The sequence below is a fragment of the Phenylobacterium sp. genome, from assembly GCF_031360265.1.
Lineage (GTDB): Bacteria > Pseudomonadota > Alphaproteobacteria > Caulobacterales > Caulobacteraceae > Phenylobacterium.
Genome location: NZ_JANMBF010000022.1, coordinates 1 through 26,345, shown reverse-complemented (window position 1 = coordinate 26,345; position 26,345 = coordinate 1). Strand labels below are relative to the sequence as shown.

Genomic DNA, 26,345 nt, shown 5'->3' with positions numbered 1-26,345 from the left:
GGCGACAAGCTGTTCGAGCTGTTCTCGCGCACCCGCGACATCCGCCGAGGCATCATCGCCGTCGGCCAGGAAAGCGCCGAGCCAAACTTCGGACGGGATCATCGCGCCGGGTCTGAAACGGAAGCTTCACCAGACACAAAGCCGCAATAGTGGCGGCGCTACACTCGGTTGTGCGATCAACCCCTGAGTGAGTCCCCGTCGCCATGAGCGAGCATCATGACCGGGCCGGGTTCGAGGCCCTGGCCGGCGCCGGGGCCGAAGACGCAGCGGCGCGCGCCCTGGCCCAGCGGCTGAAGGCCGATCCGCAGGCGTCGGACCTGAAGGCCTTGGCGGCGCTGTGGCTGCACGCCGCTGCGGCCGCGCCGGAGCGCACGCCCGGCCTCTATGACGCCACCGCCTGGGGCTGGCTGGGCGAGCCGGTCGCAGCCAAGCCCGTCGCCACCGATGCGGCCGCCAAGCCCGAGCCGATCCCGCCCGCGTTCTGGCCCGCCCTGTGGACTCTGCTTGACGAACCCCGCGCCGGCCTGGGCGCGATCAATCTCACCACCAGGACCGCGGCGCTGGCCGGCCTGGTGTCGCCGGGGTTGCCCCGGCGGATCGGCAAGGCCGCGCTGGCCTATCCCGGGGTCCCGGCCGCGGTCGCCCGGGGCTATCCGAAGATGTTCACCCTGAAGGCCCTGAGCAAATGCCCCAAGGGCTCGCTGGGCGGCCGGTTCCATGCGCTGATCGTCGACAACGGCTTCGACCTGGAAGTGCTCGACCGCGAGGCGCTGGGCCTCGCCAACCTGGCGCCCCCGCTCGACTACCTCAACGCCCGCATCCTGCAGTGCCACGACCTGTGGCACATCGTCGGCGGATACGAGACCACAGCCCTGCACGAGGTGGCGATCTCCGGCTTCCAACTGGCCCAGTTCGGCCACCACTATTCGGCGATGTTCCTGGGCATGGTGCTGACCCGCATCGCCTTTGAGCGGCCCGAGGGCGGCCCGCTGATGCTCGACACCATCCTGACCGCCTGGTCCCACGGCCGCCGCACGCCGCCCCTGCTGGGCGTCGAGTGGGAGCGCATCTGGAACCAGCCGCTGGACAAGGTCCGCGCCAGGCTCGGCGTCACCCCCTACCCGTCCCCCTACCCCGCCGACCTCTTCGAACAGCTGCAGGTCGCGGCCTGAGGCGACGTCTTCAAACCTAACCTGTCATCCCGGCCGCAGCGAAGCGGAGAGCCGGGACCTAGGAGCGGACCCACTGCCCATCCTCCTGGGTCCCAGATCGGCCTCCGGCCGTCCGGGATGACATCTAGGGTTTGGGGAGTGTCCCCAAAAACCCCGCGACCCCCTCGATGGCCTCGACCAGGCCGACGTGCTGCAGCACCACGCCCTCCGGCAGGCCGGAGAACAGGCGCGTCGGCGAGGCGGGGTCGAGCATGACGAAGCAGCCCTTGTCGTCGGCGCGGCGGATCAGGCGGCCGAACGCCTGGGCGATGCGGCCCCGCGCCACGGCGTCGTCATAGCCCTTGCCGCCGAACCGCGCGCGCCGGGCCTTGTGCAGGATGTCGGGCCGGGGCCAGGGCGCGCGGTCGAAGACCAGGAGGCGAAGGCTTCGCCCCGGCACGTCCACCCCGTCCCGCACCGCGTCGGTGCCGAGCAGGCAGGCGTCCTCCTCCGCCCGGAAGATGTCCACCAGCGCGCCGACCTCCAGGCCGTCCACGTGCTGGGCGTAGAGGGCGATGCCCTTGTCGGCCAGCGGCGCGGCGATCTTCTCGTGCACCGCGCGCAGCCGGCGGATGGCGGTGAACAGCCCAAGGCCGCCGCCGCCGGCCGCCAGGAACAGCCCGCGCATGGCCGCCGCCACCTGGCGCGGATCGACGCGGCCGACGTCGGTGACCACGAAGCAGCGGGCCTGGCTGGCATAGTCGAACGGCGAGGCGAGCTTCAGGGTCCGCGGCCGGTCCGGCAGCCGGGCCGCGCCGGTGCGCATTTCGGCGAGCGCGAAGGGGTCGGCCAGCGTCGGGTCGGCAAGCGTCGCCGAGGTCACCAGCACCCCGTGCGCCGGGGCGATCACCGTGTTGGTCAGCGGCTCGGTGGGATCGACCCAGTGGCGGCGGCAGGCGGCGTCCACCACCCGGCCATAGAGGAAGGTGGCGTCGAACCAGTCGACGAAGTCCGGGTCGTCCTCGGCGTCCTCGTCGATGGCCCGCAGCATCGAGCGCCAGGCCGGCAGCGTCATCCGCGCCCGCCGATCGAGCCCCCTCAAAGCCCCTTCAATACGAGCCCGGTCGGCCGTGGTCAGCTCGGCGGCCTCGGCGTCGAGCACGTCCTCCAGCTGGCGGGCCAGCGCCACCAGCGGCGCCTCGACCTTGGCCAGCCCCTCGGCCGCCGCCCGCGCGGTGGTCCGCACCAGGTCGAGCGCCGGCCGCGCCGCGCACTCCATGCCGACCTCGCTGGGGGCTGCGCGCGCCCGCAGCTGCTCCATCACCGCCACCAGGAACTGCTCCACCGGCCCCAGCGGATTGACCTCGCCATTGGGCGGCGCGATCCGGCCGGACCAGCCCTCGCCCGGCAGCACCGCCGCGGCCCGCGTCGCGGCGACCAGGGCCTCGCGCGCTTCCTCGTGGTCGCCCAGCACCTCAAGCAGCCGGGCTTCCAGCCCCCGCCCGCGCCGCCCACGACCCTCCGGCCCGCGGATCCAGCGGCGCAGCTCCGCGGCCTCCGCCCCCGACAGCGCCGCGGCGAAGGCCGAATCCGCCGCGTCGAACAGGTGGTGGCCCTCGTCGAAGACGATGCGCTTCAGCTGGGTCGTCTCCCCGTCGGCCTTTGATCCCCGCGCCGCCCGCGCCCCATCGAACGCCGCCTGGGTCAGCACCAGGGCATGGTTGGCGATGACGATATCGGCGCGGCGTGACCCCCGGATCGCCTTCTCGACGAAACAGGTGCGATAGTGCTGGCAGCCCGCGTGGATGCATTCGCCCCTCCGGTCGACCAGGTTGGCCGCGCTGGCCTGCGCCGCCGGCCCGACGGCAAACAGCGTCGGCAGCCAGGCCGGAAAGTCGCCGCCGGTCATGTCGCCGTCGCGGCTGGCCCGCACCCAGCGGCTGACCAGCCCCAGGCCCACCAGGTCCCCGGCCCCCAGCTGCGCCGCGTTCACCGCCTCCTGGAAATTCAGCAGGCACAGGTAGTTCTCGCGCCCCTTGCGCACCACGGCCTTCTTCGCCCGCACCTTCGGGTCGGGCCACAGGGCATGGCTCTCCCGCTCGATCTGGCGTTGCAGGGCGCGGGTATAGGTCGAGACCCAGACCGCCGGCCCGTTGGCCTCGGCCCACAGCGAGGCCGGCGCCAGATAGGCCAGGGTCTTGCCGATCCCCGTGCCGGCCTCGGCCAGCATCATCCGGGGCTCGCCCTCCCGTTCGCGCGGCGAGAACGCATAGGCGGCGCCGGCCGCATATTCCGCCTGCGCCGGCCGCGCCTCGTCCAGGCCCGCGCGGGCCAAGAGCTCGGCCAGCCGCGCGGCGGCGGCTTCCGGCGCCACGGGCTTGCTCCCCGCCTCGCCGGGGGGCGCCTCGCCCTCCCATTCGGTCAGCCGCGCCCAGGCGTCGAGCCCGGAGGTCCGGAACATGTTGCCCACGGCCTGCGAGCGCAGCGCCCCAATGCACGCCGCCCCCCACGGCCACCCGCCCCGCGCCAGGGTCTCGGCCACCGCCAGCGCCTCCTCGCGGGACGGCGTCGGCGCCGCGGCCAGCTCCGCCAGCAGCAGCCCGCAGACCTCGCGCAGCGCCACGGCCTGCGCCTCCGCCCCCTTCGGCTCCGCCAACCCCACCGCCTGCGCCAGCCCCGCGGCGGAAGGCGCACAGAACCGCCCCGGCCGCACGAAGGCGTAGAGCTCCAGCGCGTCGAAGATGCGCGGGCTGCGCGGGGGCACAGCCACCCCCAGCCGCCGCGCCGTCATCGCCGCATGCGCCAGCAACACCGGCCACTGCTCGAACAGATCCCGCGCATCGGGGGCGCGCAGCGGCTGGGCGCCGGTGGCGTCGGCCACGGCGGCGCGCGGGCCGGGGAGCACGACGAGCGCGGGGGCGAGGTCGAGGGTGGCGGGGGTGAGGGTCACGAAGCAGAGGTTAGGGGGATTCAGGGTGGAACGGAATGGGAACCTGTGGAATTTCAGAGGCTGCGGGACGCGCCAATCTACCGCACACGTCTCGATCGTCGGCGCCAAGCGGCGCTACGCCGGTACTGCAGCCCACCCCTTCCAGGTACCCATGATCTCATGCGGCGCCGGCGCAGGCCGGTGGCCACGCGGCGCCCAACCTGCGCCTCGGAAATCCTGGGTCCCGGTCTTTCGCCGGCGGCGAAAACCGGGATGACGGTGAGGGATGGGCTCGGCGAAACACGCGGCCGCGAGCAACAGCCCCCTAACCTCCCCGCCCTCCCTTCGCCCTACCCGTCGATCCCCCGCCACCAGAACCCGGCCAGCGGCATGGCGCGGGCGGGCGCGCCTTCGCGGGTGGAGACCCAGGCGCGGCCGTCCTCCAGGGCGACGACGCGGTAGATCGGCAGGCCGCCGGCCTCGGCGGAGACCAGGTCGCCGGCGCGCACCGGCTCGCGGGCCGCGTGGTCCAGGGGCGCCCAGGTCACGGAAGGGGTCATCGTCTTGCACTCGCCGGCCGCCCGGAGGGGAGGACCGCGCGGGCAAGGTGCGCCGGGCCGCCTGAGGCAGGGCTGAGCCGGGGGTTCAACCGGCGTTCATGTGGCGGCGGCGAAGGCGTCCTCTCATTGTCAATCTTTGACATAATGCCTAGATTGGCGCGACAGTCCCGGAACCCCGCCATGCCCGCGCGCAATGTCAGTCTCACAGCCCATTTCGCCGAATTTCTCGATGGATGCGTCGCCAGTGGCCAGTTCTCGAACGCCAGCGAGGTCGTGCGCGAGGGCCTGCGGCTGCTCGAACAGCGGCAGCGTGAGCAGGCGCTGAAGCTCGATGCGCTCAGGGCCGCGGTCGAGGTCGGGCTTGAGGACGTTCGCCAGGGTCGGGTCGTCCGCCTGGCCTCGGGCGAAGTCGCGGCCTATATCGCCGGCCTCGGGCGACCTGTCGATCCGGGCGCTTGACGCGCCGCCTCGACCTTGCCGAATCCGCCCAAGCCGACATCGCCAGGCTCCTGCGGTCGAGCGCGGCGGATTTCGGCGAAGCGGCGCGCCTGCGCTACGCCGCCCTCATCGCCACGGCGCTCGACGACCTGCTGAGCGATCCCCTGCGCCCCACGAGCGCGGCCCGGCCGGAGCTGCAGCCGGGCGTCCGAACCTATCATCTGCGCCATTGCCGGCGCCGCTCCGCCGCCGGCCGCGGCGCGGTCAAGACTCCGCGCCACCTGATCGTCTACCTGACGCCAACGCCTGACCTCGTGGTGGTCCTGCGCGTTCTTCACGGCGCCATGGACCTTGAGCGCCATATCGAGGACTGAGGCCCCGCCGCCTTGCGCGTGCCCTCGCCAGCCCCCCACGCAAAAGAGCGCCCGGGCGGGGTGTCCCGGGCGCTCCTCTGCAGCGGTGTCTTGGGTCAGGGGAGAGACTTAGACGCCGCGCAGATTGGGATCCATCGGCCGGGTGACCGGCTGGGCGGGGGTTTCGCCCGCGCCGACGGGGGACGTGCGCAGGTCGTCGCTGTCGGCGGCGAAGGAGCGGGGCTCGGCGAAGCGCTTGCGCTCAAGCTCGACCTGCTCGGCGCTGTAGGGCGAGGCGGCGGGGTCGAAGCCCTGCCAGCCGTCCTGGCGATAGGCGGCGCCGCGGGTGGCGGCGTCGAAGCCGCCGGCGGCGTCGAGGATCCGATGGGCCGCAGCGGCGTCGGTCTCGTTGGCCGCGCGCACGCTGACCAGGGCGCCGCCGCGGCGCACGCCCTCGGCATAGATGTGGGCGTCCGCCTCGGTGTGCCCGGCGTCCTTCAGCGCGCCCAGCACGCCGCCGGTGGCGCCGCCCGCCAGGGCGCCGACCGCCGCGCCGACCGCGGTCGAGACCAGCCAGCCGGCCGCGACCACCGGGCCGACGCCGGGGATGGCCAGCATGCCCAGGCCCGCCAGCAGGCCCGCGCCGCCGCCGATCAGCCCGCCGGTCGTGGCGCCCTTGGCGGCGCCCTCGGCGGTGTCGTTGTCACCGACCACGCCGTCGCGCACGACGTGGCGGCCTTCGGCGTTGTTGGCCATCAGGCTGATGTCGGCGTGCGGAACGCCGGCGGCTTCAAGGTCGCGCACGGCCTTGGCGGCGTCGTGATGGTTGTCGAACAGTCGGGTGATGGCGTGGGCCATGGGGGGTCTCCTTGAGCGTTTTGTTGCGGGGTGTGGAACGAGGGCTGTGGAACGGGGGCGGCTATTTCGCGGTGATCGCGCCCTTGAAATCGAGCGTCACGTCCATCGACTTGCCGCCCTTCATGGCCTTGGCGGTCCACATGCCGTCAGGCGTCTTGGTCAGGCCGGTGACGTGGCTGTAGCCGGCGTTCTCGAAGTGGCCCTTGGCCTGGCCCTCGGTGAACGAGTTGGAGGCCGGCGCCAGGTTGGTGGAGGTGGCGTTGGCGTCGACATTGACCGCGCCATTGGGCTGGGGCGCGGAGACCGCGCCGCCGGCGCCGGGCGCAGCGGCCGCCGCATCGGCGGCGCTGTCGGCGACGGTTGAGGCCTTGGCGGCGGCGGCGTCCGCCGCGGCGGTGTCAGCCGGCTTGTTGCAGGCCCCGAGCAGGGCCAGCGAGATCACCGCGGCGAGCGGCAGGGCGTGTATGGGTTTCATGGAGCGGCATCCTCTATAGCTTGCCGCCATAGCGTCCCGCGCCGGACCCGGTTCCAAAGGTGAAGCTGGGAATCGGGACGCGCGCCCCCGCGCCCTCGTCGGCGGCCGCTACTTCACCGCCGGCCGCAGCCGCAGCACCTCGCTGGGGCTCTCGTCGGTGATCAGATAGACCAGGCCGTCGGGGCCGACGTGGACGTCCTTCAGGCGCTTGCAGCGGTCCATCAAGAGCTTTTCCTCACCCACCACGTGGCCGTTCTTCATCTGCAGGCGGATCAGCTGGCGGCCGGACATGGCGCCCATCAGGATGTCGCCCTTCCAGGTGGGGAAGGCCTTGCCGGCATAGAAGGCCAGGCCCGACGGGGCGACCGAGGGGGTCCAGAAATAGACCGGCTGCTCCAGGCCCGGCTGGACGGTCTTGCCGCCGTCGATCAGGCCGCCGCCGTTCTCGCGGCCATAGCTGATCAGCGGGAAGCCATAGTTGCCGCCGGAGCGGATGCGGTTCAGCTCGTCGCCGCCCATCGGCTCGTTCTCGCCGACCCACAGCTCGCCGGTCGCCGGGTTGAGCGCGGCGCCCTGGATGTCACGGAAACCCAGGGCGTAGAGAGCGGGGCTGGCGCCGGCCACCTTCAGGAACGGGTTGTCCCTGGGGATCGCGCCGTCGGGGGCGATGCGCAGGATCTTGCCGCGCGGGTCGCTCAACGACTGCGGGAAGGGCCCGCCGGAGGCGACCTCGGCGGAGGCGATCAGCAGGGTTCCGTCGCGCGCCTGGACGATGCGCCGGGGCGCCAGGTTGGCCGCCTCATAGATGGTGGCGATGTCCTCCAGCGACCGGGCGTCGGCCGACAGCCGGGCCTTGAGGATATGGCCCATCGGCGCGGCGCCCTTGGCCGCAGGCGCGGTGGTGTAGCCGTAGTAGAGGGTGCGGTTGCGGGCGAAGTCGCGGTCCAGCACCGGGCCGGTGTTGCTGGTGCCCATCGGCCCGGCCACCTCCGGCGCGCCCTTCAGGGGCGGGGAAACCTGGCCCTTGGCGTCAACCGTGCGCAGGCCGCCGGCGCGCTGGGAGACCAGCAGGGTCCCGTCCGGCAGCACCGCCATACCCACCGAGCGGTCGAGGCTGGCGACCACGTCGACGGTGAAGGCCTGGGCGGATTTGACCTGTGGCGCGCGGGTCTGGTCGGACCGCAGCGGGGTCGGGGCATAGCCGTCGCGGGCGTTGCGGTTGGGGCCGCAGAGGGCGGCGATCCGCGCGTTCTCCGCCGCCGAGCCGGCCACGCCGGCATAGTCCGCACCCGGTGGAAAGGCCGGCGCGGCCTGCGCCCAGGCGCCGCTCGCAGGCGTCAGCGTCAGCACCAGCGCGAGCGCCGTCAGCGTTTTCGCACCCGCGGATTTGTTGCGCACAGCCATTCCCCCTGGGGTGTTTCCGGTCAGCCCCCTGCATGTCACGCCCCGGCCCCCGGTGTCATCCGGGAAAGCGCGGGCGGCCTATCGGCCCGCCGCCCGGGCGTCGGCCTCCTCGCGCCGGGCGCCGGCGAGGATGCCGGCGAGCGCATAGTTGCCCTCGTGGCAGGCGTACTCATAGGCCGGCCCCTTCGAGGCGCGGAACAGCATCTGGGCGCGCCAGACCTGGGTGAAGGACGCCGGGTCATCGACGGTGAAATCGTAGAGCAGCTCCGTGGGCGACCGCCGGGTGAACCGTTCGGTGACCGTCGCGGCCTTGGAGATATAGAGCCCGATCGGCATCTTCAGCGCGTCGCCCGGATTGAAATTGGTGGTCTCCACGACCAGGGTATTCCCGTCCCAGCGACCCACGGAGTCCCCCAGCCAGGGCCGGACAGTGGCGGGCAGGTGAGCGGGCGGCGCGCCATGGCCGCCGGCGGCCAGGCGCACGATGCGCACATCGTGGTTGGCCTCGATGCCGATCGCCACGGCGTCGCGGGTCTGGACGATCTGGTAGATGGTCCCGTAGGGGCTGGACAGCATCGGCGGCCCCGCCGCGGCGAAGCCTGAGATCAGACAGCGCTCGGAGACATTGCGCGCTTCGGGATCGGAATAGCCGCTGCGCGCGGCGACCTCGCGGTCGCGAGCGGCCTTGCCGGCGGCCGACCAGGGCAGGCGCCCGTCAGCGGGATCGACGATCCAGGAGGTGCGCGCCTGGCCGCCGATGCGGGCGAGCCCGGCGCCGATCTCCCAGAAACCGGTCTCCGACTCGCGGCCGCCGACCCCGTCCTGCACACTGCGGAACGCCGCCAGCCGGCGCGCCTCCAGGGCCGTGGCTTGCGCTTCGGGAAGGGTCAGCGTGGTGATCCCCGCCGGCCGCTCCAGGTCGGTGAGGAAGGTGTTGGACCAATAGCCGCCCAGGTCGGTCGCCGGGAGCCGATGGCGGCCCGCCGCGCTTGCTCCCCCGGGGAGCGCCGCGGCCAGCAGCAGCAGGAACAGGGCTTTGACGCGCATGGCCCGACGTTAGGCCGGCGCCCCGGCGGGTCAAGCCGGCTCGCCTGCCGTGAGAGCCGGCGCCTCAGGAAACCGCGCGCGCGGCCGGCGCCTTGCCCAGCGTGAAGTAGCCGGCGGCGATCTTGGCCTCCATCTCGACGCAGGCGTCCGGCGGCGCCAGCTCGTCGGGGATCGGCGCCCGCTCGCCGATCTCGATCCCGCCGGCGACGAGGGCGTCGTACTTCATGTTGGACATCGAGATGAAGCGGTCGATCCGGCGGACGCCCAGCCAGTGGAGGGCGTCAGGCATCAGCTCCTGGACACGGGCGTCGCGGACGCCGGCCACGCATTCGGTGCGCTCGAAATAGGTCGCCGCCCGGTCGCCGCCCGGCTGGCGCTGTCGGGCGTTGTAGACCAGGAACTTGGTCACCTCGCCCAGCGCGCGGCCTTCCTTGCGGTTGTAGACGACCAGCCCCGCGCCGCCCTCTTGGGCCTGGCGCGCCGCCGCCTCGATGCCGTGGATCAGGTACGGGCGGCAGGTGCAGATGTCGGAGCCGAACACGTCGGAGCTGTTGCACTCGTCGTGCACCCGGCAGGTCAGGGGAAAGCGCCGGTCGCCCAGCCGGGCCGGGTCACCGAAGATATAGAGGGTGATCCCGCCGATCGGCGGCAGGAAGACGGCGATGTCGGGCCGGGTGACCAGCTCGGGATACATGCCGCCGGTCTGTTCGAAGAGGGCGCGGCGCAGCTGCGCCTCCTCGACGTCGAACCGCGCGGCGATGCCGGGCAGATGCCAGACCGGATCGATGGCCGCCTTGGTCACCGCCACCTCGCCGCCCGCCTGGACCACCTCGCCGTCGATCTTCAGGCGGCCGCGCGCGACGGCCTCGCGGATTTCCGGGAGCGCGATGCGAGCGCTGGTGACGGCGATGGTCGGGCGGATATCGACGCCGCCCGCCAGCTCCGCGGCGAAGTCCTCGGCGACCCGGTGGCCCCAGGGGTCCAGCGAGACGATCCGGCCGGGCTCCCGCCACTGGGCATGCGGACCGATCGGGGCGACGGGATGGGTGTCGGTGAGGTCCGGCCGCGCGTCGGAGGCCATGGCGCCCGACGAGATCGCCAGGGCGCGATAGATCGAATAGGCGCCGCCGTGGGCGCCGATGGCGTTGCGCTCGGCGCCGGCGTTGGGCGTGGCGATCACCGGGCCGCGCTGGCTGGCGCTCTGGGCGTCCCACTGGATCGGAAATCGGCGCGTCGAAACACGCCCCGGATGCGAGGTCAGCCGGAGGTGGGAAGCCGTGTTGCTGGTCATGGACAGTGTTCCAACGCGCCAGACTGGAAAAAGCCCCGTCGCTACCTCATCGACCGAGCAACCTTTGGCTGAGACTAGACGACGGGTCCCCTGGCTTGGCAAGGGCAGCGCCGTTGCGCCGGAAGAACATACCACTGATTTTACACGATTTTGCTGGATTCAAGCGTGGCTTTGCAACCATCCTCCGCGCACCCTCTGGACAGGAGCGGGCACGCCGGGTCAGGCTGCAGTCCATGAGCCATCACCTCCCGTCCAGGGCCACCCTCGCCGCCACGCTGCTCGCGTCCGTCCTGCTGGGCGCAGGCGCCGCCGCCGCGGCGGCCTCCGCCCCAACGCTGAAGCGCACCGCCGATGGCCATCCGGATTTCTCGGGCGTCTGGACCAACGCCTCGGTCACCAAGCTCACCCGACCCCCCGGCGTGGCCCAGCTGACGATCACCGCGGCGGAAGCGCAGGCGCGCGCCAGGTCCAATCCGATGGTGCGCAATCTGGAAGCCGACGCGGCGCCCTCGGAAGTCAGCGACCGGCCTCCCTCCGTCGGCGATCCCGGCGGCTACAACGGCTTCTGGCTGGATCCCGGGCGCAGCTATGCCCAGGTGAAGGGCGAGTTCCGAACCTCCTGGATCGTCGAGCCCGCCGACGGCCAGCTGCCGTTCTCCGAGGCCGGCCGCGAGCGGGTGCGCCAGGCCGGCGCCTTCGCGCGGCGCGCCGACACCCCCGCCGACCCCGAGGCGCTGGAGCCCTGGGACCGCTGCCTGATCGCCTCGCGCGGGTCGGGCGGGCCGGGCATGCTCAACAATATCTACAATTCCAACTACCAGATCGTGCAGACCCCGCACGCCGTGGCGATCGTCGTCGAGATGATCCACGACGTGCGCACGATCCCGCTGTTCCGCGGCAAGGCCGCCGCCCAGGCTGGCCACGGACCCGCCGTGCTGCAGCCCTGGTTCGGCGATTCCACCGGCTGGTGGGAGGGTGACACCCTGGTCGTCGAGACGCTCAACGCCAACGCCGAACAGGGTCGCGCGGGGCCGCTCTTCCTGACGCCACAGGCGCGGGTGACCGAGCGGTTCACCCGCGCCGCGCGCGGCGAGATCCTTTATGAATTCCAGGTCGAGGACGCGACCTATTACGCCCGCCCCTGGCGCGCCGAGATGAGCCTGACCGCGCTGAAGGACCAGCTGTTCGAATACGCCTGTCACGAGGGCAACTACGCGCTCGCCGACATCCTGCACGGCGTCCGCGCCGCGGAGGGCTCGGCCCGGACCCCGCGCTAGGCGTCCTTCATCGCGGCGCGGCAATTTCGCGCTGGACTGCCGCTAGGGCGACCGGCAATTCTGTGACGGAACCCTAAGGTCCGCGACCGGACCCTGAACGCCGGACCCTGGACGCCGGCCCCCGACAGAAGGACGAGATCATGGCTGAAGCTCTCATCATCGACGCCGCCCGCACCCCGCGCGGCATCGGCAAGGTCGGCAAGGGCGCGCTGGCCGACCATCACCCGCAGCATCTCGGCGCCGCGGTGCTGAAGGCGCTGGCCGAGCGCAACGATCTCAACACCGCCGATGTCGACGACATTATCTGGGGCACCTCCAGCCAGCGCGGCAAGCAGGGGGGCGACCTTGGCCGGATGTCGGCGCTGGACGCCGGCTATGACGTGCGCGCCAGCGGCGTCACCCTCGACCGCTTCTGCGGCTCGGGCATCACCGCGGTGAACCTGGCCGCGGCGCAGATCATGTCGGGCATGGAAGACCTGGTGATCGCCGGCGGCACCGAGATGATGTCCTACACCGCCTCCTCCGCGCCCAAGCCGGACCCCGAAGCCGGCCCGATGCTGATGGACTCCGGCAACCTGCACCTGCGGGCCCACCATCCGCAGTCGCACCAGGGGGTCTGCGCCGACGCCATCGCCACCATGGAAGGCATCTCCCGCCAGGCGCTGGACGAGCTGGCCCTGGTCAGCCAGCAGCGCGCCGATCACGCCATCCGGAACGGCCACTTCGACCGGGCCCTGGTGCCGGTCTATCGCGCGGACGGAAGCCTGGCGCTCGACCGCGAGGAATTTCCCCGGCCGCAGACCACGATGGAGGGCCTGTCGGCGCTGAAGCCGTCGTTCGAGGCGATGGCCAATGTGCCGCTCGACGCCCGCGGCACCACCTTCGCCGGCCTGATCAACCAAGTGCACCCGGCCCTGAAGATCCAGCACTTCCACCATGCGGGCAATTCCTCCGGCGTGGTCGACGGCTCCGGCGCGGTGCTGCTGGCCTCCGCCGCCTACGCCGCCAAGCACGGGATGAAGGCGCGCGCCCGGGTCGTGGCCATGGCCAACATGGGGGATTCGCCCACCCTGATGCTCAACGCCCCGGTGCCGGCGGCGCGCAAGGTGCTGGCCAAGGCCGGCCTGACCGTCGATGACATCGACCTGTGGGAAATCAACGAGGCCTTCGCGGTGGTCGCCGAGAAGTTCATCCGCGACCTCAAGCTCGACCGCGAGAAGGTCAACGTGAACGGCGGCGCCATGGCGCTGGGCCACCCGATCGGGGCGACCGGCGCCATCCTGATCGGCACCATGGTCGATGAGCTGGAACGCCGCGGCCTTAAGCGCGGCCTGATCACCATGTGCGCCGCCGGCGGCATGGCCCCGGCGATCATCATCGAACGGGTCTGATCGCTCGCGGGGCCTGATCCGCTCTGGCTCTGACCCATGGTCAGGCTCCGCAAACCCTCCACCGTCCGCCCACGCAAGCTGGCTGGCATGCGCCTGATCCGCGGGGCTGAGTTCCGCATGGGCGCCGAGGGGTTCTACGAGGACGAAGCACCCGTCCGCACGGTCCGGGTCGGCGACGTCTGGATCGATGAGGCGCCGGTGACCAACGCCCAGTTCGCCCGTTTCGTCGACGAGACGGGTTATGTGACCTTCGCCGAATACCCGCCCGACCCGGCGGACTATCCCGGCATGCCGCCGGAGATGGCGCGCTCCGGCTCGGTGGTGTTCCGCCCGCCTCAGCGTACGCCGGGCGCGGGGGTCGACGCCGCCAGCGAACCCAGCTGGTGGAGCTTCGTGTTCGGAGCTGATTGGCGCCATCCCCTGGGCGCCGACAGCGGTCTGCAGGGGCTGGAAGACCACCCGGTCGTCCATGTGACGGCCGCTGACGCCGAAGCCTATGCCCGCTGGGCCGGCAAGGCGCTGCCCACCGAGGCCGAGTGGGAATATGCCGCGCGCGGCGGGCTGGACGGGGCGACCTATGCCTGGGGCGAGGCCTTCGAGCCTGAGGGTCGGTCGATGGCCAAGACCTGGCAGGGCGAGTTCCCCTGGCGCAATGACGCGCCCGCGGGGCTGGCGCGCACGGCGCCGGTGGCCAGCTATCCGGCCAACGGCTGGGGTCTCTTCGACATGATCGGCAACGTCTGGGAATGGACCGCCGACCTCTATGCCGGGCCGCCCCATCCGGGCTCGCCCTGCTGCGGCGGCGCCCGACCGGGCGAACGCATCGCGCGCCGCGTGGTCAAGGGCGGCTCCCACCTCTGCGCCCCCAGCTACTGCCGCCGCTACCGCCCCGCCGCCCGCTGGCCGCAACCGGTGGACACCTCCACCTCGCACGTCGGCTTCCGCTGCGTGGCGCGGCGGTGATCAGCCGGCCAGCGGCGCGTGGTTCAGCCTGGGCAGGACGTGGCGGGCGAAGAGGTCGCATTCGGCCTGGTGCGGATAGCCGGAGAGGATGAACGCCTCGATGCCCAGCGCCTGATAGGCCTGGAGCTTCTTCAGCACCTGGTCGGGGTCGCCGACGATGGCGGCGCCGCAGCCGGAGCGGGCGCGGCCGATGCCGGTCCACAGGTTCTCCTCCGCATAGCCGTCGTCGCTGGCCGCCGCGCGCAGTTCGGCCTGGCGGCGGACCCCGGCGGAGGTGGAATCCAGCGACTTGGCGCGGATGGCCTCGCCGGTGGGGGCGTCCAGGCGCGACAGCAGCCGGTCGGCGGCGGCGCGGGCGGCTTCCTCCGTCTCGCGGACCACCACATGGACGCGATAGCCGAACTTCAGCTTGCGGCCGCGCCGGGCGGCCCGCGCCGTCAGGTCGGCGATGATCTCCGCCACCGCCGCCATCTTGTCGGGCCACATCAGATAGACGTCGCAGCCCTGCGCGGCGGCCTCGCGGGCGTCCTCCGAAAGGCCGCCGAAATAGAACGCAGGGCATTTGCCGGAGACCGTGCGCAGGCGGGGCGGATCGACCTTGATCTTGTAGAATTCCCCGTCGACGTCGATCGCCTCGCCGTTCAGCTGGGCGCGCAAGAGGGCCATCACCTCGACCGTGCGGCGATAGCGCGGGGCGCTGGCCAGGGTCTCGCCCGGCAGGTCGGAGGAGATGATGTTGACGGTCAGCCGGCCGCCCAGCATCTGGTCGATGGTGGCCAGTTGGCGGGCGAGCTGCGGTGGCCACATCTCGCCGGTGCGGATGGCGGCCAGCAGGCGCATCCGCTTCAGCAGGGGCGCGATGCCGGCGGCGAAGGCCAGGGTGTCGATGCCCAGCGCATAGCCCGACGGCAGCAGGATGTTGTCGAACCCGCCCGTCTCGGCGGTAAGCGCGATATTGCGACAATGTTCCCAGCTCGACTGCAGGGCGGCGTCGGGGACGCCCAGGAACTCATAGTCGTCATCGCAGAGGGCGGAGAACCAGGAGACTTCGCAAGGCGTGGCGGTCACGGCAGGGGTTCTCCTCGGGCGGCGGTCAGGACGGCGTACCATTCGGGGCGGGTGAAGCGCACCGCCAGGGCCTGGGCGGCCTCGGCGATGCGCGCCGGCTGCTGCGAGCCGACGATGGGGATCGGCCGGGCGGGATGCTGCATCAGCCAGGCATAGGCGGCCACGGCGCGCGAGACACCCTTGGCCCGGGCGACCCCGTCCAGGGCCTCGCGGACGGCCACGGCGCGGGGATCGGTGGGGGCGGCGGCGTGGCGCGGGTCGCCCTCGCCCAGCCGGCCCTGCGCCAAGGGCGACCAGGCCAGCACGCCCATGCCGGCAGCGAGCGCCTGATCCAGCACACCGTCGCTCAGCGGGCCGATGGCCAGGGGCGAGAACTCGATCTGGATACAGGCGATGGGGAACGTCAGGTGCGCCTGCAAGGCCGCGGTCTGGGCGGCGGTGTGGTTGGAGACCCCGATCTCGCCGATCTTGCCCGCCCGGCGCAGGCCGCTCAGCGTCTCGGCGACCTCGGCCGGATGGGCCAGGCTGTCGGGGCGGTGGATCTGCCAGAGATCGATGTGGTCGACGCCCAGGCGGGTCAGCGAGGCGTCGATGGCGCTCGTCAGATAGGCCGGGCTGGAATCGTAGGGCGTGCCCATGACGATGCCGCCTTTGCTGGCCAGGACGAAGCGGTCGCGCAGGTGCGGGGCTGCCTTCAGCACCCGGCCCAACAGGGCTTCGGCGGCGCCGAAGGGTTCGCCGTTGTCGGGGCCATAGATGTCGGCGGTGTCGAGCAGCGTCATGCCGGCGGCCAGCGCCGCCTCGACGCGGCCTTGCGCCGCGGCCACGTCGTCGCCGCGGAAGCGCCACATGCCCCAGGCCAGGGGCGAGACTTTCAGGCTGGTCTTCCCCAGCGCGAACGGTGCATTCAACGGCGGTGCGGTCATGGGGCGGGGTTTCCGGGATCGTGGCGGACAGGCTTTGGAAAGAGATCAGTCAAGATGACCAACAGCGTGCGGTTCGGGATTGTCGGCTCAGGCATGATGGGTCGCGAGCACATCCGCAACCTCCTGCTGTTTCCGCAAGCCGAGATCGTCGCCCTGTCCGATCCGACACCGGCGTCGCTGGCCTCCGCGGCGGCCGAGGCCACGGGCCAGACGCCGCGGCTGTTCGACAGTCCCCAGGCCATGCTGGCCGCGGGCGGACTCGACGCGGTGATCGTCGCCTCGCCCAACTATACCCACCGCCAGGTGCTGGAGCCGCTGTTCGAGGCGGGCGTGAATATCCTCTGCGAAAAACCGCTGTGCACCACGCTGGAGGACGCGCGCTGGGCGGCGGCGCGGGCGGCGAGCCACAAGGCGGTGTTCTGGACCGGCATGGAATACCGCTTCATGCCTCCGGCCGCGGCGTTCATCGACCAGGTCAAGGCCGGACGCGTCGGGCGCCTGGTGATGCTGTCGATCCGCGAGCACCGCTTTCCGTTCCTGGAAAAGGTCGGCGACTGGAACCGGTTTTCCCGCAACACCGGCGGCACCATGGTGGAGAAATGCTGCCACTTCTTCGACCTGATGCGGCTGATCGTCGGGGCCGAGCCGGTGCGCGTCTATTGCTCCGGCGCCATGGACGTCAACCACCTGGACGAACGCTATGGCGACGAGACGCCGGACATCCTGGACAACAGCTACACCGTGGTCGACTTCGCCGGCGGCCAGCGGGCGATGCTCGACCTCAACATGTTCGCCGACGGGGCGAGGAACCAGGAAGAGCTGGCCGCCGTCGGCGATCTCGCCCGGCTCGAAGCCCTGATCCCCGACAGCGACCTGGTCTATTCGCCGCGCGTCGGCTACCGCCAGCCCAAGCAGGTGGAGACCACCCACGTCGCGGTCGATCAGGCGGCGCTCGACGCCGGGTCGCACCATGGAGCCACCTACTATCAGCTGGACGCCTTCCTTCGGGCCGTTGCGGGCCAGGGCCCGGTGATGGTCACCGCCGAGGACGGGCTGCGGGCCGTGGCCATGGGCGCCGCCGCCGAGCTCAGCGCGCGCGAAAAACGCGTCGTCGAGATGGCGGAATTCGGACTCTGACTAGAAGTCCTTGCGAAGCGTCGCGCCCCAGTAGCGATCGTTGTCGCGCGGCACGAAGCGCACGGCGCCGGCCACCGAGCCATAACCGATCAGCGACGAGTAGTGCTGGTTGGCGATGTTCTTGACCACGCCGCGCACCTGCCAGCCATTGCTGACGCCGAGCAATGCGATCCCGGCGTTCCAGATGCCATAGGCCTTCTGGATGGTGTCCGGGGTCTCGGCCAGGGAATACTGGGTCTTGTCCTTCCAGCTGTAGTCGGTCGACAGCTGCAGGTCCCAGTCGGAGCTCAGGTGGGCGGTATAGTCGGCGTCCACATGGACCTTCAGCTTCGGCGCGAAGGGCAGCGGCTGGCCATTGATGTTGCAGCTCACCGGCGAGCCGGTCGGGCAGGTGAAGCTGTCGACCTTGGCGTCGGTGCGGGCGAAGGAGAAGCCCAGGCGCAGGGCGTCGGTCGGGCGGGCGGAGAAATCGCCCTCGATACCCCGCGACGAGACGCTGCCGGCGTTGATCAGGCGGGTGACGAACCCGCCGGCGACGACGTCGGTGAAGTTGGCCTGATAGTTCTCGAATTTGGTGTCGAAGATCGCGATGGCGCCGGAGAGCCGGCCCTGCAGCAGGCTGCCCTTGATGCCGATCTCGGCCGAGGTGGAGGTCTCGGGCTTCAGCGCGATTTCGTCCAGCGCCTGCATGTTAAAGAAGGTGTTGAACGCCGGGCCCTTATAGCCGCGCGAGTAGGTGGCGTAGATCATCGAGCGGTCGTTCAGATCGAACTGCAGGCCCGCGCGACCGCTCCAGCTGTCCTTGCTCGTCGAGCCTTCGCTGGAATGGAACGGACGGATGCCGGTCACCGGCACCGCCGTGCTGGCGACGCGGATGTGGTAGTAGTCGAGCTCGTCGCGGATCAGGCGCGCGCCCAGGATGCCGCGGAACCTTGGCGTGAAATTGAGGTTGCCCTCGCCGTAGGCGGCATAGTTCCGCGCCTTGATGCCGTAGGCGGACGTGCCGAAATCGGACAGGATCGCGCCACCGACCAGGCGCTGCAGGTCGCGCCGATAGACCTCCTTGGTCACCGCGCGCAGATAGTAGACGCCCGCCACGTAGTCGAAGAACCCGCCCTTGGGCGAGGTGACCCGGAATTCCGTCGACGTCTGGTTGAAGTTCACCAGGCCGTCGTCGCGCACGTCCGGAAAGGCTGCTGTCAGGACCGGCAGGTTGTCGAAGTCGGGAACCTGGTGGTTGTCCCAGGTGCGGTAGCCGATGATCGAGGTCAGGAGGTAGCCGCCCAGTTTCCATTCGGTCTGCAGGCCGATACCGGCGTTGCGGTCCTTCACCGTCGAGCCGATGCTGGCGACGGCGGACTTGTTGTCGGCGCTGGCGGTGACGCCGTAGCTCGCCAACAGGGTCGCCAGGCCCGGATTGGCGCTGACCACATTGGTCGGATAGGCTACCCGGTTGGTCGAGGAGAAAACGCCGTTGGGGGTGCTCTCCTTGCCCTGGATATAGTCGGCGCTCAGCGTCACGGTCAGGTCGTCCGACGGCGTCGCCACCAGCTTGGCCCGCACGCCGGAGTGTTCATACCCATTGACCTTGGATTGGCGCAGCACGTCGTTGACGTTGCCGCCATAGCTGGCGGTGACGCCGGAGATCAGGCCGTTCAGCTTGCCGGCGATGATCGGGCCGGACACCGAGGCCTTCACGCGGGTCTCGTCGCCCTCGTAGTAGGACGCGTCGACATAGCCCTTGAACTGATCGGTGGGTCCCTTGGTGACGATGTTGATCACGCCGGCCGAGGCGTTCTTGCCGAACAGCGTGCCCTGCGGCCCGCGCAGCACTTCGATGCGCTCGAGATCCAGCAGGTCGAGGGTCGACTGGCCTGGGCGGCTCAGCACCACGCCATCGATCACCGTGGAAACCGAGGGCTCGACGCCGGGCGAGGTAGTGATCGTGCCGACGCCGCGGATGAACACCGTGCGGTCCTTGTTCGACGCGCCGGTCCGGAAGTCGACCGTGGGCACCGACTGCGAAATGTCCTGCAGGTTGTTGAGGTTCTTCCGCGCCAACTGGTCGCCGCTGAGCGCGCTGAGCGCGATCGGCACGCTGTTCAGCGATTCCTCGCGGTAGCGGGCGGTGACCGTCAGCTCCTCGACGGTGGCGTTGGCCGAGGCTTCGGCGGCGACGGCCGCAGCGGCCTGGCCGGCTCCAAGCGCCGCGGCGCTGGCCAACAGCGCAGCAAGCCAGGCCCGGCGGCGCGCCGGGCTCATTTGAGTCGAATCCATAGGCATTGCAGTCCCCCTCAAAGGTCCGGCGCCGGCGGCGCCGCGTTCCTCTCCCGTGTCACCCCGCCCATCGTTGCGTCTGATGGTGCGAACACGCGCCCCTCATAGGGCGCCGGAGGCGCCCGGCCTAACGCGGATTTACAGGCGTCCAGCTTAAACGGCGGTCAGTTGCGGTTCGGCCACGGCCCGCAGGCGGGGGATCAGGAGGTGCAGCCAGGCCAGGCCCAGCAGATAGGAGACCGCGGCGATCGCCAGCAATGGCGCGTACCCCAGCCCGGCGGTGAGGATCTGCCCGGCCAGGAAGACGATGCCCATCCCGGCCAGATTGCCGCACAGCGCCCCGAAGGCGGTCACTGAGCCCACCCGTTCGCGCGGTGTGATGTCGGCGATGATCGAGAAGATGCTGACCGAGAACCCCTGGTGGCCGGCCAGCGTCACCGCAAGCCGGCCGGCCGCGACCCACAGATTGTGCGTGTAGAGAGCCAGCGGCACGGTGGTCACCATCAGGGCGCTGACCAGCATCACCCCCTTGCGCACACGGTTGAGGCTGTAGCCTCGGGCCAGCAGGCGCGCGGCGGCCCAGCCGGCCACCACCGACCCCACGGCCGAGCCCATGTAGGCCACCGCCAGGGGCGGCCCGAGCTTGCCCACGGGAATCCCGTACACGCGATGGAAGAAGTCCGGAGCCCAGAACAGCAGCAGCCACCAGACCTGGTCGGACATCACCTTAGCGCCGGCGATGCCCCAGGTTCCGCGGTTGGCCAGCAGGGTCCTCAGACCCGCCAGTGTGCCGCGCGGCGCGGCCGACAGCGCGGGTCGGGCAAAAGTGACCCCCCGGGTGATGGCCAGCCAGGCCGCCACCCAGACAAAGCCCAGCGCGCCGACCACCACGAACGATCCGCGCCAGCCGACGCTCACCGCCAGCAACGGCAGCAACAGCGGCGTGACGATGGCGCCGATCGATGACGCGCCATTGGAGACCCCGAACGCCACCGACCGGGTGCGGGCCGAAAACACGCTGCCGAGGGTCTTGACGAAGGACGGCGTGCCCATGGACTCGCTGGCCCCCAGCGCCATCCGGGCGGCGGAGAACTGGCCCATGGTCATCGACCAGCCGTGGGCCATGGCCGCCAGGCTCCAGGCCGCGACCCCCGCGGGCGTCGCCCACTTGACCCCCAGCCGGTCGACGATCCAGCCCGTGCCCACATAGGCCAGCGCCGCGGAGAACTGGAACAGCGAGGCGAGCCTGCCGTAGTCGGCGTCGCTCCAATGCAGGTCCACCTCTATCAGCGGCTTCAGCACGGCGATCACCTGACGATCCACCAGGTTGAGGATGCCCGCGCCGATCACCAGCCCCAACAGCCACCAGCGGCGGCGTTCGGCCGCGCTGTCCGGCGCCGTCAGTCCGGTGTCACCCTCCACGACCAGCTCAGCCACAGGTCACCTGCTCGCCATCGAGCACCAGCGGAACCGCGTTGCGCCGCAGCCGGCGCGTGCCGGGATTGAGCATCACCTCGGGGGTATATTGCGCCAGGTAGACGCGGCGCATCGCCTCGGTTCGGTTGGCGCCTGTGGTGTGCAGAAGGTGGCTGGAGAAGGCCACGACGCTGCCGGCCGGGACCTCCAGAACGACCCCCGCCTCGTTGCCGCGCCAGCCGATCAGGTCGTTGGTCCCGGGCTGGCGCTCATGCGGCAGGATCGCCTCCCGCGACAGCGGGACCTGCGAAAACGGCAGCACGCGAACCGTGCCGTTCTCCGCCGTCGCGTCGTCCAGCGGGCACCAGCAGGTGAGATAGGGCGCATGGTCCACCGGCCCGCCGTTGCCGACCACATAGCCCGAATCCTGATGCCAGGCGAACGGCAGCCCGCCCTGCGGCCCCTTCACCACATACTGGTCGAAGAAGAAGTAGGCGGTGTCGCCCAGCGTGGCGCGACAGATGTCCGCCATGGTCCGGCTGAACAGCATCGCGCGCAGCGCCGGCGCCTGGCGCTGGCACTCGTTGGCGAAATAGCGTCTGCCGCGATGGCTGAGGCCCAGGCTCTCGACGCCGGCGGCGTCCATCCGCGCGTCCTCGCGGGCCACGAAGGCCGCGCACTGGTCGCGCAGCAGGTCGAGCAACTCGCCGGCCAGCGCGCGCTCGAAGACCGCATAGCCCTCGGTGGCGAACTGTTCGCGCTGCGGCTCATAGCTCATGCTCACCCTCCCCTCCCGTTATTGCCCCGATCCATCCACGTCAGGGCGCGTTTCGGCAAGGGCCGACGGTGGGGAGCTGACGGGAGCGAGGCGGGTTTACTGGGCCTCAGGCGGATATGTCGAGGCGCGCACCTTGCGTTGGCGCGGGCTGGGCGGTGGGATCGAGGCTGGCGATGAGGCCGGCCAGGGCGCCGCCGAACTTTACGGCCGGTGACGCCGGCGCGGCGGCGTCGGTCTTGTTGACGCCGAAGGGGCCGTCCTTGGGATGGGCCGGGTCGATATGTTTCTTGGCGTTGTCGACGTCCGTGCAGTTCTTGCAGGCATAGCCGTTGACGGTGACCGGGCTTGGATAGTCGGTGCTGATGGACATGTTTCGCCCCAAGACGGACCGTTCTTGGCCCTTAGTCTATTCGCGACATTGAACCAAAGCGTTACATGTGGGGCCGCCGGAAATTGCATCATAAAATCTGAATATTCGTTAACTTCTTTCCTTTACGATACTGGAGGGCGGATTGACGCGCGTTAACCCTTTCCGAACCTGGCGGTCCCTAGGCTCGGCCCGAGCCGGCGCTCCTCGCCCGGCCTTCGGAGGCCCATGAGCGCTGCCCAGACCCCGCAGGCGATCACAACCGTCGAGGCCGACTCGTCCGCCGAAGGCGCGCCCGATCTGGTCCGGCTGGTCGAATTGCAGACCATACCCATGCCCAACGGCATCTTGGGGGTGGCCGAGGTCGCCAAGCATATCGGCTTCCCCGTGCATCGGGCCTATTACATCCGCGACGTGCCAGCCGGGCAGAGCCGCGGCGCGCATGGCCACAAGGCGTTGCGCCAGTGCTTCCTGTGCCTGCGCGGCAGCGTCACCCTGAGCATCTCCAAACACGGGCGGACGCAGACCGTGCATCTGTCGCGCCCGTCGCAGGCGGCGGTGGTGCAGGCGGGATGCTGGCGTGACCTCAGCGATTTCTCTGAGGACTCGGTGATCATCGTGCTGGCCTCGGATGAATATGACGAGGCCGACTATATCCGCAGCTACGACGACTTCCTGCGCTGGGACAACGGTGACGAGCCGGTGACGGCCGTGCCCTATCTGGACCTTCGCCGTGCCTCCCAGACCCTTGGCGCGGAGCTGGAACTGGCCATGCGCCGGGTGGTGAAGTCCGGCCACTTCATCGGCGGTCCCGAAGTCGCGGCCTTCGAGGCGAACTTCGCGGCCTATTGCGACGCCGGGCAGATGGTGGGGCTGGGCAACGGGCTGGACGCCCTGTCGATCGCGCTGCGCGCCTGGGGCGTCGGCCCTGGCGACGAGGTGATCGTCCCGGCCCACACCTTTGTCGCCACCGCGCTCGCGGTGGACGAGGTCGGCGCGACCGCCGTGCTGGTGGACGTCGAGCCTGACACCGGCCTGATGGACATGGCCCGCGTGGCGGCGGCCATCACCACGGCCACGCGCGCGATCGTGCCGGTGCACCTCTATGGCCACCCCGCCGACATGGACGGCCTTGCCGCCGCGATCGCAGGCCGCGACATCCGGATCCTCGAGGACGCCGCCCAGGCGCATGGCGCGCGTTACCGGGGCCGGCGCTGCGGGGTACTCGGCGACGCGGCCGCCTTCAGCTTCTATCCGACCAAGAACCTGGGCGCCCTGGGAGACGGTGGTGGCCTGGTCACCGCCGATCCTTCCCTGGCCGAGCGTGTACGCACGATCGCCAACTATGGCGCGCGCGAGAAGTACCGCCACGAGGTCGCCGGCCGCAATTCCCGGCTCGATCCGCTGCAGGCCGCGGTGCTGGACGCCAAGCTTGAGCATCTGGACGGCTGGAACGCGCGCCGCAGCCAGCTGGCGCTGCGCTACTTCCTGGGCCTGGCCGACGTGCGTGGCCTGGACCTGCCCGCTGTGCGCGCCTGGGCCGAGCCGGTCTGGCACGTCTTTGCCGTCCGCGCGCCCGGCGTCCGCGACGCCCTGGCCGCCTTCCTCGCCGAGCGCGGCGTCGGGACCAACATCCACTATCCGACGCCGGTTCACCTGCAGCCCTGCTATGCGGGCCGCTGGGCCGCCGGCCAGTTTCCCGTGGCCGAGGCGCTGGCCGGGTCGCTGCTCAGCCTGCCGCTCGATCCCACCCATACCGATCGCGAGATCGATTTCGTGGTGACCCAGGTCCGCGCCTTCTTCGCCGGATAGCCGGCAGGCGCCGCTGTGGCGTGAATTGCCGGCCAAATCTGGCTAGCCTTGCGCAGGGTTGAGTCGGGAGCGGGAGCGGGCGGCATGAAACTGGCCTTCTTCGGCTATGCCTGGAACGTGGCGATGCAGCCGGACGCCTATATGGCGGAAACCCTCCAGGCCTTTGCCCGCACCGGCGCCGACGTCGACTTCTACCTGGGTAGCCAGCTTTCGAAAGAGCTCGGCATCTACGGCCTGAACGAGACCGTGCCGCTGGACAAGCTTGGCCGGTTCATCGCCGCCGAGGGCTATGACGCGGCCATCGCGTTCAACAACTCGATGCTGATCCCCCAGGTGATCGAGGCGGTGGGCGGGCGCATCGTCAGCGTCATCGTCGACGAACCGGAGCACCTGTTCGACTATCACGGCGCCGGCCCCTACGAGACCTTCCGCGCCGACATCGAGATCGTGGCCATGTCCTCGGTGCTGGAGCGGCGGATCGTCGAGGCGGTCGACGGCGTCGCCCCGCGTCTGCATTTCATGCTGCCGGCCACCCACATCGACCTGGGAGCCCGGTCGGTCCGGCCCGTACATCCGATCTCCTGGGTGGCGAGTTACGTGGGCGACCTCAACCTCGACCAGTATCTGAAACTGATGGCCGAGCGCGCGGACTACAACGACCTGACGCGCCGCTGCCTGGACCTGGTGGCCCGCGACGGCGACCTGCGGACGTTGCGCGGGAAGCAGGATCACGATGCCATCCTGATCGACGCCCTGCCCTGGTCGTTCGACTATTTCCAGACCCAGATGCAGAACATCCTGACCAATCGCAGCCGGGTCGAGGTGGTGGAGCGCCTGGCGCCGCACGGCCTGGCGCTATTCGGCAACGCCGGCTGGCAGAAGCTTTTGACCTACAACGCCCAGGTCATGGCGGCCCTGCGGCCCGGCCCGGCGCTGACCGCCCACGCCGACCTGCGTAGCGTCTACAACGCCTCGAAAATCTCCATCAACCTGCCGCAGGCCCACGTCACTCAGGACGCGGTGCAGTACCGGGTGATCGACGTCATGGCCTCCAACGCCCTGATGATCACCAAACACAGCCCGACCTCGGATCTCTATCGGGTGTTCGGCGCCGACTGCCCGATCCCCACCTATTCCGACCTGGCCGAGCTTGAAGCGCTCTGCGTCCACTACCTTGGCGACGACAAGGCGCGCCGCGAGATCGTCACCGCCTGCAACCGCCTGGTGGCGAGCGGCTTCACCTTCGCCGAGCGGGCAGTCGAACTCCTGCGTATCGCCGGCCTCAAGGCGCCGCCAAAGGCCTCAGCCGGCAATGTGCGCCGCATCGACCTGCGCATCCTCAGCCAATAGGCCGGCGGCCGGCGGCCGGCGCGGACAGCTCAATCCTTTCCTCTATGCTCGTCATCACCCGGCTTGTCCGGGTGACCTATAGTCTCGGAGAGGAAGGCTGCGCCACGGCGCTTCCGCGGACCTCTTGCGCCATCTGATGATCATGGGTCACCCGGACAAGCCGGGTGATGACGGATAATTAAATAATTTCCGTCGTTTGTGCGTCAGATCGGCGCCATCGCAAAGGTCTCGGCCATGGCCTCGAACACCGCCTCCAGACGGCGCGTGAAGCCGGCCTCGTCCCGGTAGGGCGAGGCCTCGAACCCCGGCCGCACCGACTTGCGCAGGGCGTTCAGCCGCGCCGGATGGCCGGCCAGGGCGACGGCGGTCTCGACGTAGGCGTCCTTGGTGGGGGTGATCAGGTCCTCCAGCCCGCAGGCCCGCAGGGTCACGGTGGCGATCCGCGAATGCATGTGCTGGCCCTCCCAGGTGAGCACCGGCACGCCGGCCGACACCGCGTCCAGCGTGGTGGTCAGGCCCTGGTAGGGGAAGGGGTCAAGGATCAGGTCCACGGTGCGATAGGTGCTCAGATAGGCCGCGCCGGTCTCGAACGCCGGGAACTCGATCCGCTCGCCGGCGACGCCGAACGCGGCGAACTGCGCGCGGACCGTACGTTGCAGGGTCGGGTCCTCGTAGTAACCGGACCGCAGCACCAGCACCGAGGTCGGCACGGCCGCCAGGATCCGCGCCCAGGTCTCGATCACCTCCAGGGTCAGCTTCGCCGGATGCCCGAAGCAGCCGAAGGTCATGCGGCCGTTTCGCAGCAGCGGCGTCTCGCCCGACGGCGGCATGTCGAAGAACTGGCGGAACGGGGCCAGCACCGGCCCGATCGGTGCGATCGGCTCGCTGTAGAGGGCCTGCGCGCCCGGCAGGTCATAGCCGTCGGCGTGCAGCACATGGTCGAACTCGCATAGCCCGGTGGTCTCGACGTAGTTCAGCCACGAGACGTTGATCGGCGCCGGCTTGCGGGCGAACACGGGCAGCCGGTTGCCGGCCGTGTGACCCCAAAGATCCACCAGGATATCCACTTCGTCGGCG

The 26,345-nt window shown here is 70.5% G+C and carries 22 protein-coding genes and 2 pseudogenes; 10 read left to right on the top strand and 14 right to left on the bottom strand.

What is annotated here, in order from left to right; translation table 11 throughout:
• A pseudogene (locus tag RMN86_RS02190) lies at positions 1 to 150 on the top strand (hypothetical protein); the annotation flags it as partial.
• Positions 151 to 203: 53 nt separating this feature from the next.
• The gene (locus RMN86_RS02185; RefSeq protein ID WP_309604187.1) at positions 204 to 1,172 is read left to right on the top strand and encodes a Coq4 family protein; all 969 of its coding nucleotides are present in this window, start codon (positions 204 to 206) and stop codon (positions 1,170 to 1,172) included.
• 124 nt (positions 1,173 to 1,296) lie between these two features.
• Here RMN86_RS02185 and RMN86_RS02180 read toward each other — a convergent pair whose 3' ends face one another.
• Both RMN86_RS02180 and RMN86_RS02175 read right to left on the bottom strand, forming a co-directional pair.
• Entirely contained in the window at positions 1,297 to 4,101 is a 2,805-nt protein-coding gene (locus tag RMN86_RS02180; RefSeq protein ID WP_309604186.1) for an ATP-dependent DNA helicase, read from the bottom strand.
• A 329-nt stretch (positions 4,102 to 4,430) separates the two neighbouring features.
• Positions 4,431 to 4,640, bottom strand: coding sequence for a hypothetical protein (locus RMN86_RS02175; protein ID WP_309604185.1), 210 nt, complete (start codon positions 4,638 to 4,640; stop codon positions 4,431 to 4,433).
• A gap of 180 nt (positions 4,641 to 4,820) precedes the next feature.
• On the opposite strand from RMN86_RS02175, the gene RMN86_RS02170 reads away from it, so the two are divergent.
• Complete coding sequence (locus RMN86_RS02170) at positions 4,821 to 5,099, top strand: type II toxin-antitoxin system ParD family antitoxin (protein WP_309604184.1); 279 nt, start codon at positions 4,821 to 4,823, stop codon at positions 5,097 to 5,099.
• Positions 5,096 to 5,452 (top strand): type II toxin-antitoxin system RelE/ParE family toxin, encoded by a 357-nt coding sequence (locus tag RMN86_RS02165; RefSeq protein ID WP_309604183.1) that lies wholly within the window; start codon positions 5,096 to 5,098, stop codon positions 5,450 to 5,452. Before RMN86_RS02170 ends, RMN86_RS02165 begins: the two co-directional genes overlap by 4 nt.
• A gap of 108 nt (positions 5,453 to 5,560) precedes the next feature.
• Here RMN86_RS02165 and RMN86_RS02160 read toward each other — a convergent pair whose 3' ends face one another.
• From RMN86_RS02160 to RMN86_RS02140, 5 genes are all read right to left on the bottom strand, one after another.
• Entirely contained in the window at positions 5,561 to 6,289 is a 729-nt protein-coding gene (locus RMN86_RS02160; protein WP_309604182.1) for a hypothetical protein, read from the bottom strand.
• Between the two features lie 61 nt (positions 6,290 to 6,350).
• The gene (locus RMN86_RS02155) at positions 6,351 to 6,764 is read right to left on the bottom strand and encodes a hypothetical protein (protein ID WP_309604181.1); all 414 of its coding nucleotides are present in this window, start codon (positions 6,762 to 6,764) and stop codon (positions 6,351 to 6,353) included.
• A 108-nt stretch (positions 6,765 to 6,872) separates the two neighbouring features.
• A complete protein-coding gene (locus RMN86_RS02150) occupies positions 6,873 to 8,162 on the bottom strand; it encodes a PQQ-dependent sugar dehydrogenase (RefSeq protein WP_309604180.1) in 1,290 nt (429 codons plus the stop codon).
• Positions 8,163 to 8,246: 84 nt separating this feature from the next.
• Entirely contained in the window at positions 8,247 to 9,215 is a 969-nt protein-coding gene (locus tag RMN86_RS02145; protein ID WP_309604179.1) for a hypothetical protein, read from the bottom strand.
• 64 nt (positions 9,216 to 9,279) lie between these two features.
• The gene (locus RMN86_RS02140) at positions 9,280 to 10,506 is read right to left on the bottom strand and encodes a GTP cyclohydrolase II (RefSeq protein WP_309604178.1); all 1,227 of its coding nucleotides are present in this window, start codon (positions 10,504 to 10,506) and stop codon (positions 9,280 to 9,282) included.
• 233 nt (positions 10,507 to 10,739) lie between these two features.
• Here RMN86_RS02140 and RMN86_RS02135 point away from each other — a divergent pair, with 233 nt between their 5' ends.
• The 3 genes from RMN86_RS02135 (at position 10,740) to RMN86_RS02125 (ending at position 14,137) form a co-directional block, all read left to right on the top strand.
• Positions 10,740 to 11,783: a hypothetical protein gene (locus RMN86_RS02135; protein ID WP_309604177.1), complete on the top strand. Its 1,044-nt coding sequence runs from the start codon at positions 10,740 to 10,742 to the stop codon at positions 11,781 to 11,783.
• 140 nt (positions 11,784 to 11,923) lie between these two features.
• Positions 11,924 to 13,174 (top strand): acetyl-CoA C-acetyltransferase, encoded by a 1,251-nt coding sequence (locus RMN86_RS02130; RefSeq protein WP_309604176.1) that lies wholly within the window; start codon positions 11,924 to 11,926, stop codon positions 13,172 to 13,174.
• A 36-nt stretch (positions 13,175 to 13,210) separates the two neighbouring features.
• Positions 13,211 to 14,137 (top strand): formylglycine-generating enzyme family protein, encoded by a 927-nt coding sequence (locus RMN86_RS02125; protein WP_309604175.1) that lies wholly within the window; start codon positions 13,211 to 13,213, stop codon positions 14,135 to 14,137.
• On the opposite strand, the gene RMN86_RS02120 is transcribed toward RMN86_RS02125, so the two are convergent.
• Positions 14,138 to 15,205 (bottom strand): LLM class flavin-dependent oxidoreductase, encoded by a 1,068-nt coding sequence (locus RMN86_RS02120; RefSeq protein ID WP_309604174.1) that lies wholly within the window; start codon positions 15,203 to 15,205, stop codon positions 14,138 to 14,140.
• On the bottom strand, positions 15,202 to 16,131 hold the full coding sequence (locus RMN86_RS02115; protein WP_309604173.1) for an aldo/keto reductase: 930 nt from the start codon (positions 16,129 to 16,131) through the stop codon (positions 15,202 to 15,204). Before RMN86_RS02115 ends, RMN86_RS02120 begins: the two co-directional genes overlap by 4 nt.
• Positions 16,132 to 16,185: 54 nt before the next feature.
• On the opposite strand from RMN86_RS02115, the gene RMN86_RS02110 reads away from it, so the two are divergent.
• Positions 16,186 to 17,268 (top strand): Gfo/Idh/MocA family oxidoreductase, encoded by a 1,083-nt coding sequence (locus tag RMN86_RS02110; RefSeq protein WP_309604172.1) that lies wholly within the window; start codon positions 16,186 to 16,188, stop codon positions 17,266 to 17,268.
• Here the strand turns inward: RMN86_RS02110 and RMN86_RS02105 are convergent, their stop codons facing one another.
• The 4 genes from RMN86_RS02105 to RMN86_RS02090 all read right to left on the bottom strand — a co-directional run bounded on the left by RMN86_RS02105 (position 17,269) and on the right by RMN86_RS02090 (position 22,109).
• Positions 17,269 to 19,530 carry a TonB-dependent receptor gene (locus RMN86_RS02105; protein WP_309604171.1) on the bottom strand — a complete coding sequence of 754 codons (2,262 nt, stop codon included), beginning with the start codon at positions 19,528 to 19,530 and terminating at the stop codon, positions 17,269 to 17,271.
• Positions 19,531 to 19,698: 168 nt separating this feature from the next.
• The gene (locus tag RMN86_RS02100) at positions 19,699 to 20,982 is read right to left on the bottom strand and encodes an MFS transporter (protein ID WP_309604170.1); all 1,284 of its coding nucleotides are present in this window, start codon (positions 20,980 to 20,982) and stop codon (positions 19,699 to 19,701) included.
• Positions 20,975 to 21,739: a phytanoyl-CoA dioxygenase family protein gene (locus RMN86_RS02095; protein WP_309604169.1), complete on the bottom strand. Its 765-nt coding sequence runs from the start codon at positions 21,737 to 21,739 to the stop codon at positions 20,975 to 20,977. The genes RMN86_RS02100 and RMN86_RS02095 overlap by 8 nt, the downstream gene beginning before the upstream one ends.
• Positions 21,740 to 21,845: 106 nt before the next feature.
• A complete protein-coding gene (locus tag RMN86_RS02090) occupies positions 21,846 to 22,109 on the bottom strand; it encodes a hypothetical protein (RefSeq protein ID WP_309604168.1) in 264 nt (87 codons plus the stop codon).
• Positions 22,110 to 22,334: 225 nt separating this feature from the next.
• Here RMN86_RS02090 and RMN86_RS02085 point away from each other — a divergent pair, with 225 nt between their 5' ends.
• Both RMN86_RS02085 and RMN86_RS02080 read left to right on the top strand, forming a co-directional pair.
• On the top strand, positions 22,335 to 23,918 hold the full coding sequence (locus RMN86_RS02085; protein WP_309604167.1) for a DegT/DnrJ/EryC1/StrS family aminotransferase: 1,584 nt from the start codon (positions 22,335 to 22,337) through the stop codon (positions 23,916 to 23,918).
• Positions 23,919 to 24,002: 84 nt separating this feature from the next.
• The gene (locus tag RMN86_RS02080; RefSeq protein ID WP_309604166.1) at positions 24,003 to 25,268 is read left to right on the top strand and encodes a glycosyltransferase; all 1,266 of its coding nucleotides are present in this window, start codon (positions 24,003 to 24,005) and stop codon (positions 25,266 to 25,268) included.
• Positions 25,269 to 25,471: 203 nt separating this feature from the next.
• Here the strand turns inward: RMN86_RS02080 and RMN86_RS02075 are convergent.
• Positions 25,472 to 26,345, bottom strand: a pseudogene (locus RMN86_RS02075) (hypothetical protein); the annotation flags it as partial.

Excerpts from the sequence above, each read along its gene's own strand:
- RMN86_RS02145 (WP_309604179.1), bottom strand. The coding sequence starts at position 9,215 with ATGCGCGTCAAAGCCCTGTTCCTGCTGCTGCTGGCCGCGGCGCTCCCC.
- RMN86_RS02105 (WP_309604171.1), bottom strand. The coding sequence starts at position 19,530 with ATGAGCCCGGCGCGCCGCCGGGCCTGGCTTGCTGCGCTGTTGGCCAGC.
- RMN86_RS02110 (WP_309604172.1), top strand. The coding sequence starts at position 16,186 with ATGACCAACAGCGTGCGGTTCGGGATTGTCGGCTCAGGCATGATGGGT.
- RMN86_RS02115 (WP_309604173.1), bottom strand. The coding sequence starts at position 16,131 with ATGACCGCACCGCCGTTGAATGCACCGTTCGCGCTGGGGAAGACCAGC.
- RMN86_RS02140 (WP_309604178.1), bottom strand. The coding sequence starts at position 10,506 with ATGACCAGCAACACGGCTTCCCACCTCCGGCTGACCTCGCATCCGGGG.
- RMN86_RS02185 (WP_309604187.1), top strand. The coding sequence starts at position 204 with ATGAGCGAGCATCATGACCGGGCCGGGTTCGAGGCCCTGGCCGGCGCC.
- RMN86_RS02135 (WP_309604177.1), top strand. The coding sequence starts at position 10,740 with ATGAGCCATCACCTCCCGTCCAGGGCCACCCTCGCCGCCACGCTGCTC.
- RMN86_RS02080 (WP_309604166.1), top strand. The coding sequence starts at position 24,003 with ATGAAACTGGCCTTCTTCGGCTATGCCTGGAACGTGGCGATGCAGCCG.
- RMN86_RS02095 (WP_309604169.1), bottom strand. The coding sequence starts at position 21,739 with ATGAGCTATGAGCCGCAGCGCGAACAGTTCGCCACCGAGGGCTATGCG.
- RMN86_RS02085 (WP_309604167.1), top strand. The coding sequence starts at position 22,335 with ATGAGCGCTGCCCAGACCCCGCAGGCGATCACAACCGTCGAGGCCGAC.
- RMN86_RS02130 (WP_309604176.1), top strand. The coding sequence starts at position 11,924 with ATGGCTGAAGCTCTCATCATCGACGCCGCCCGCACCCCGCGCGGCATC.
- RMN86_RS02090 (WP_309604168.1), bottom strand. The coding sequence starts at position 22,109 with ATGTCCATCAGCACCGACTATCCAAGCCCGGTCACCGTCAACGGCTAT.
- RMN86_RS02175 (WP_309604185.1), bottom strand. The coding sequence starts at position 4,640 with ATGACCCCTTCCGTGACCTGGGCGCCCCTGGACCACGCGGCCCGCGAG.
- RMN86_RS02160 (WP_309604182.1), bottom strand. The coding sequence starts at position 6,289 with ATGGCCCACGCCATCACCCGACTGTTCGACAACCATCACGACGCCGCC.
- RMN86_RS02170 (WP_309604184.1), top strand. The coding sequence starts at position 4,821 with ATGCCCGCGCGCAATGTCAGTCTCACAGCCCATTTCGCCGAATTTCTC.
- RMN86_RS02125 (WP_309604175.1), top strand. The coding sequence starts at position 13,211 with ATGGTCAGGCTCCGCAAACCCTCCACCGTCCGCCCACGCAAGCTGGCT.
- RMN86_RS02155 (WP_309604181.1), bottom strand. The coding sequence starts at position 6,764 with ATGAAACCCATACACGCCCTGCCGCTCGCCGCGGTGATCTCGCTGGCC.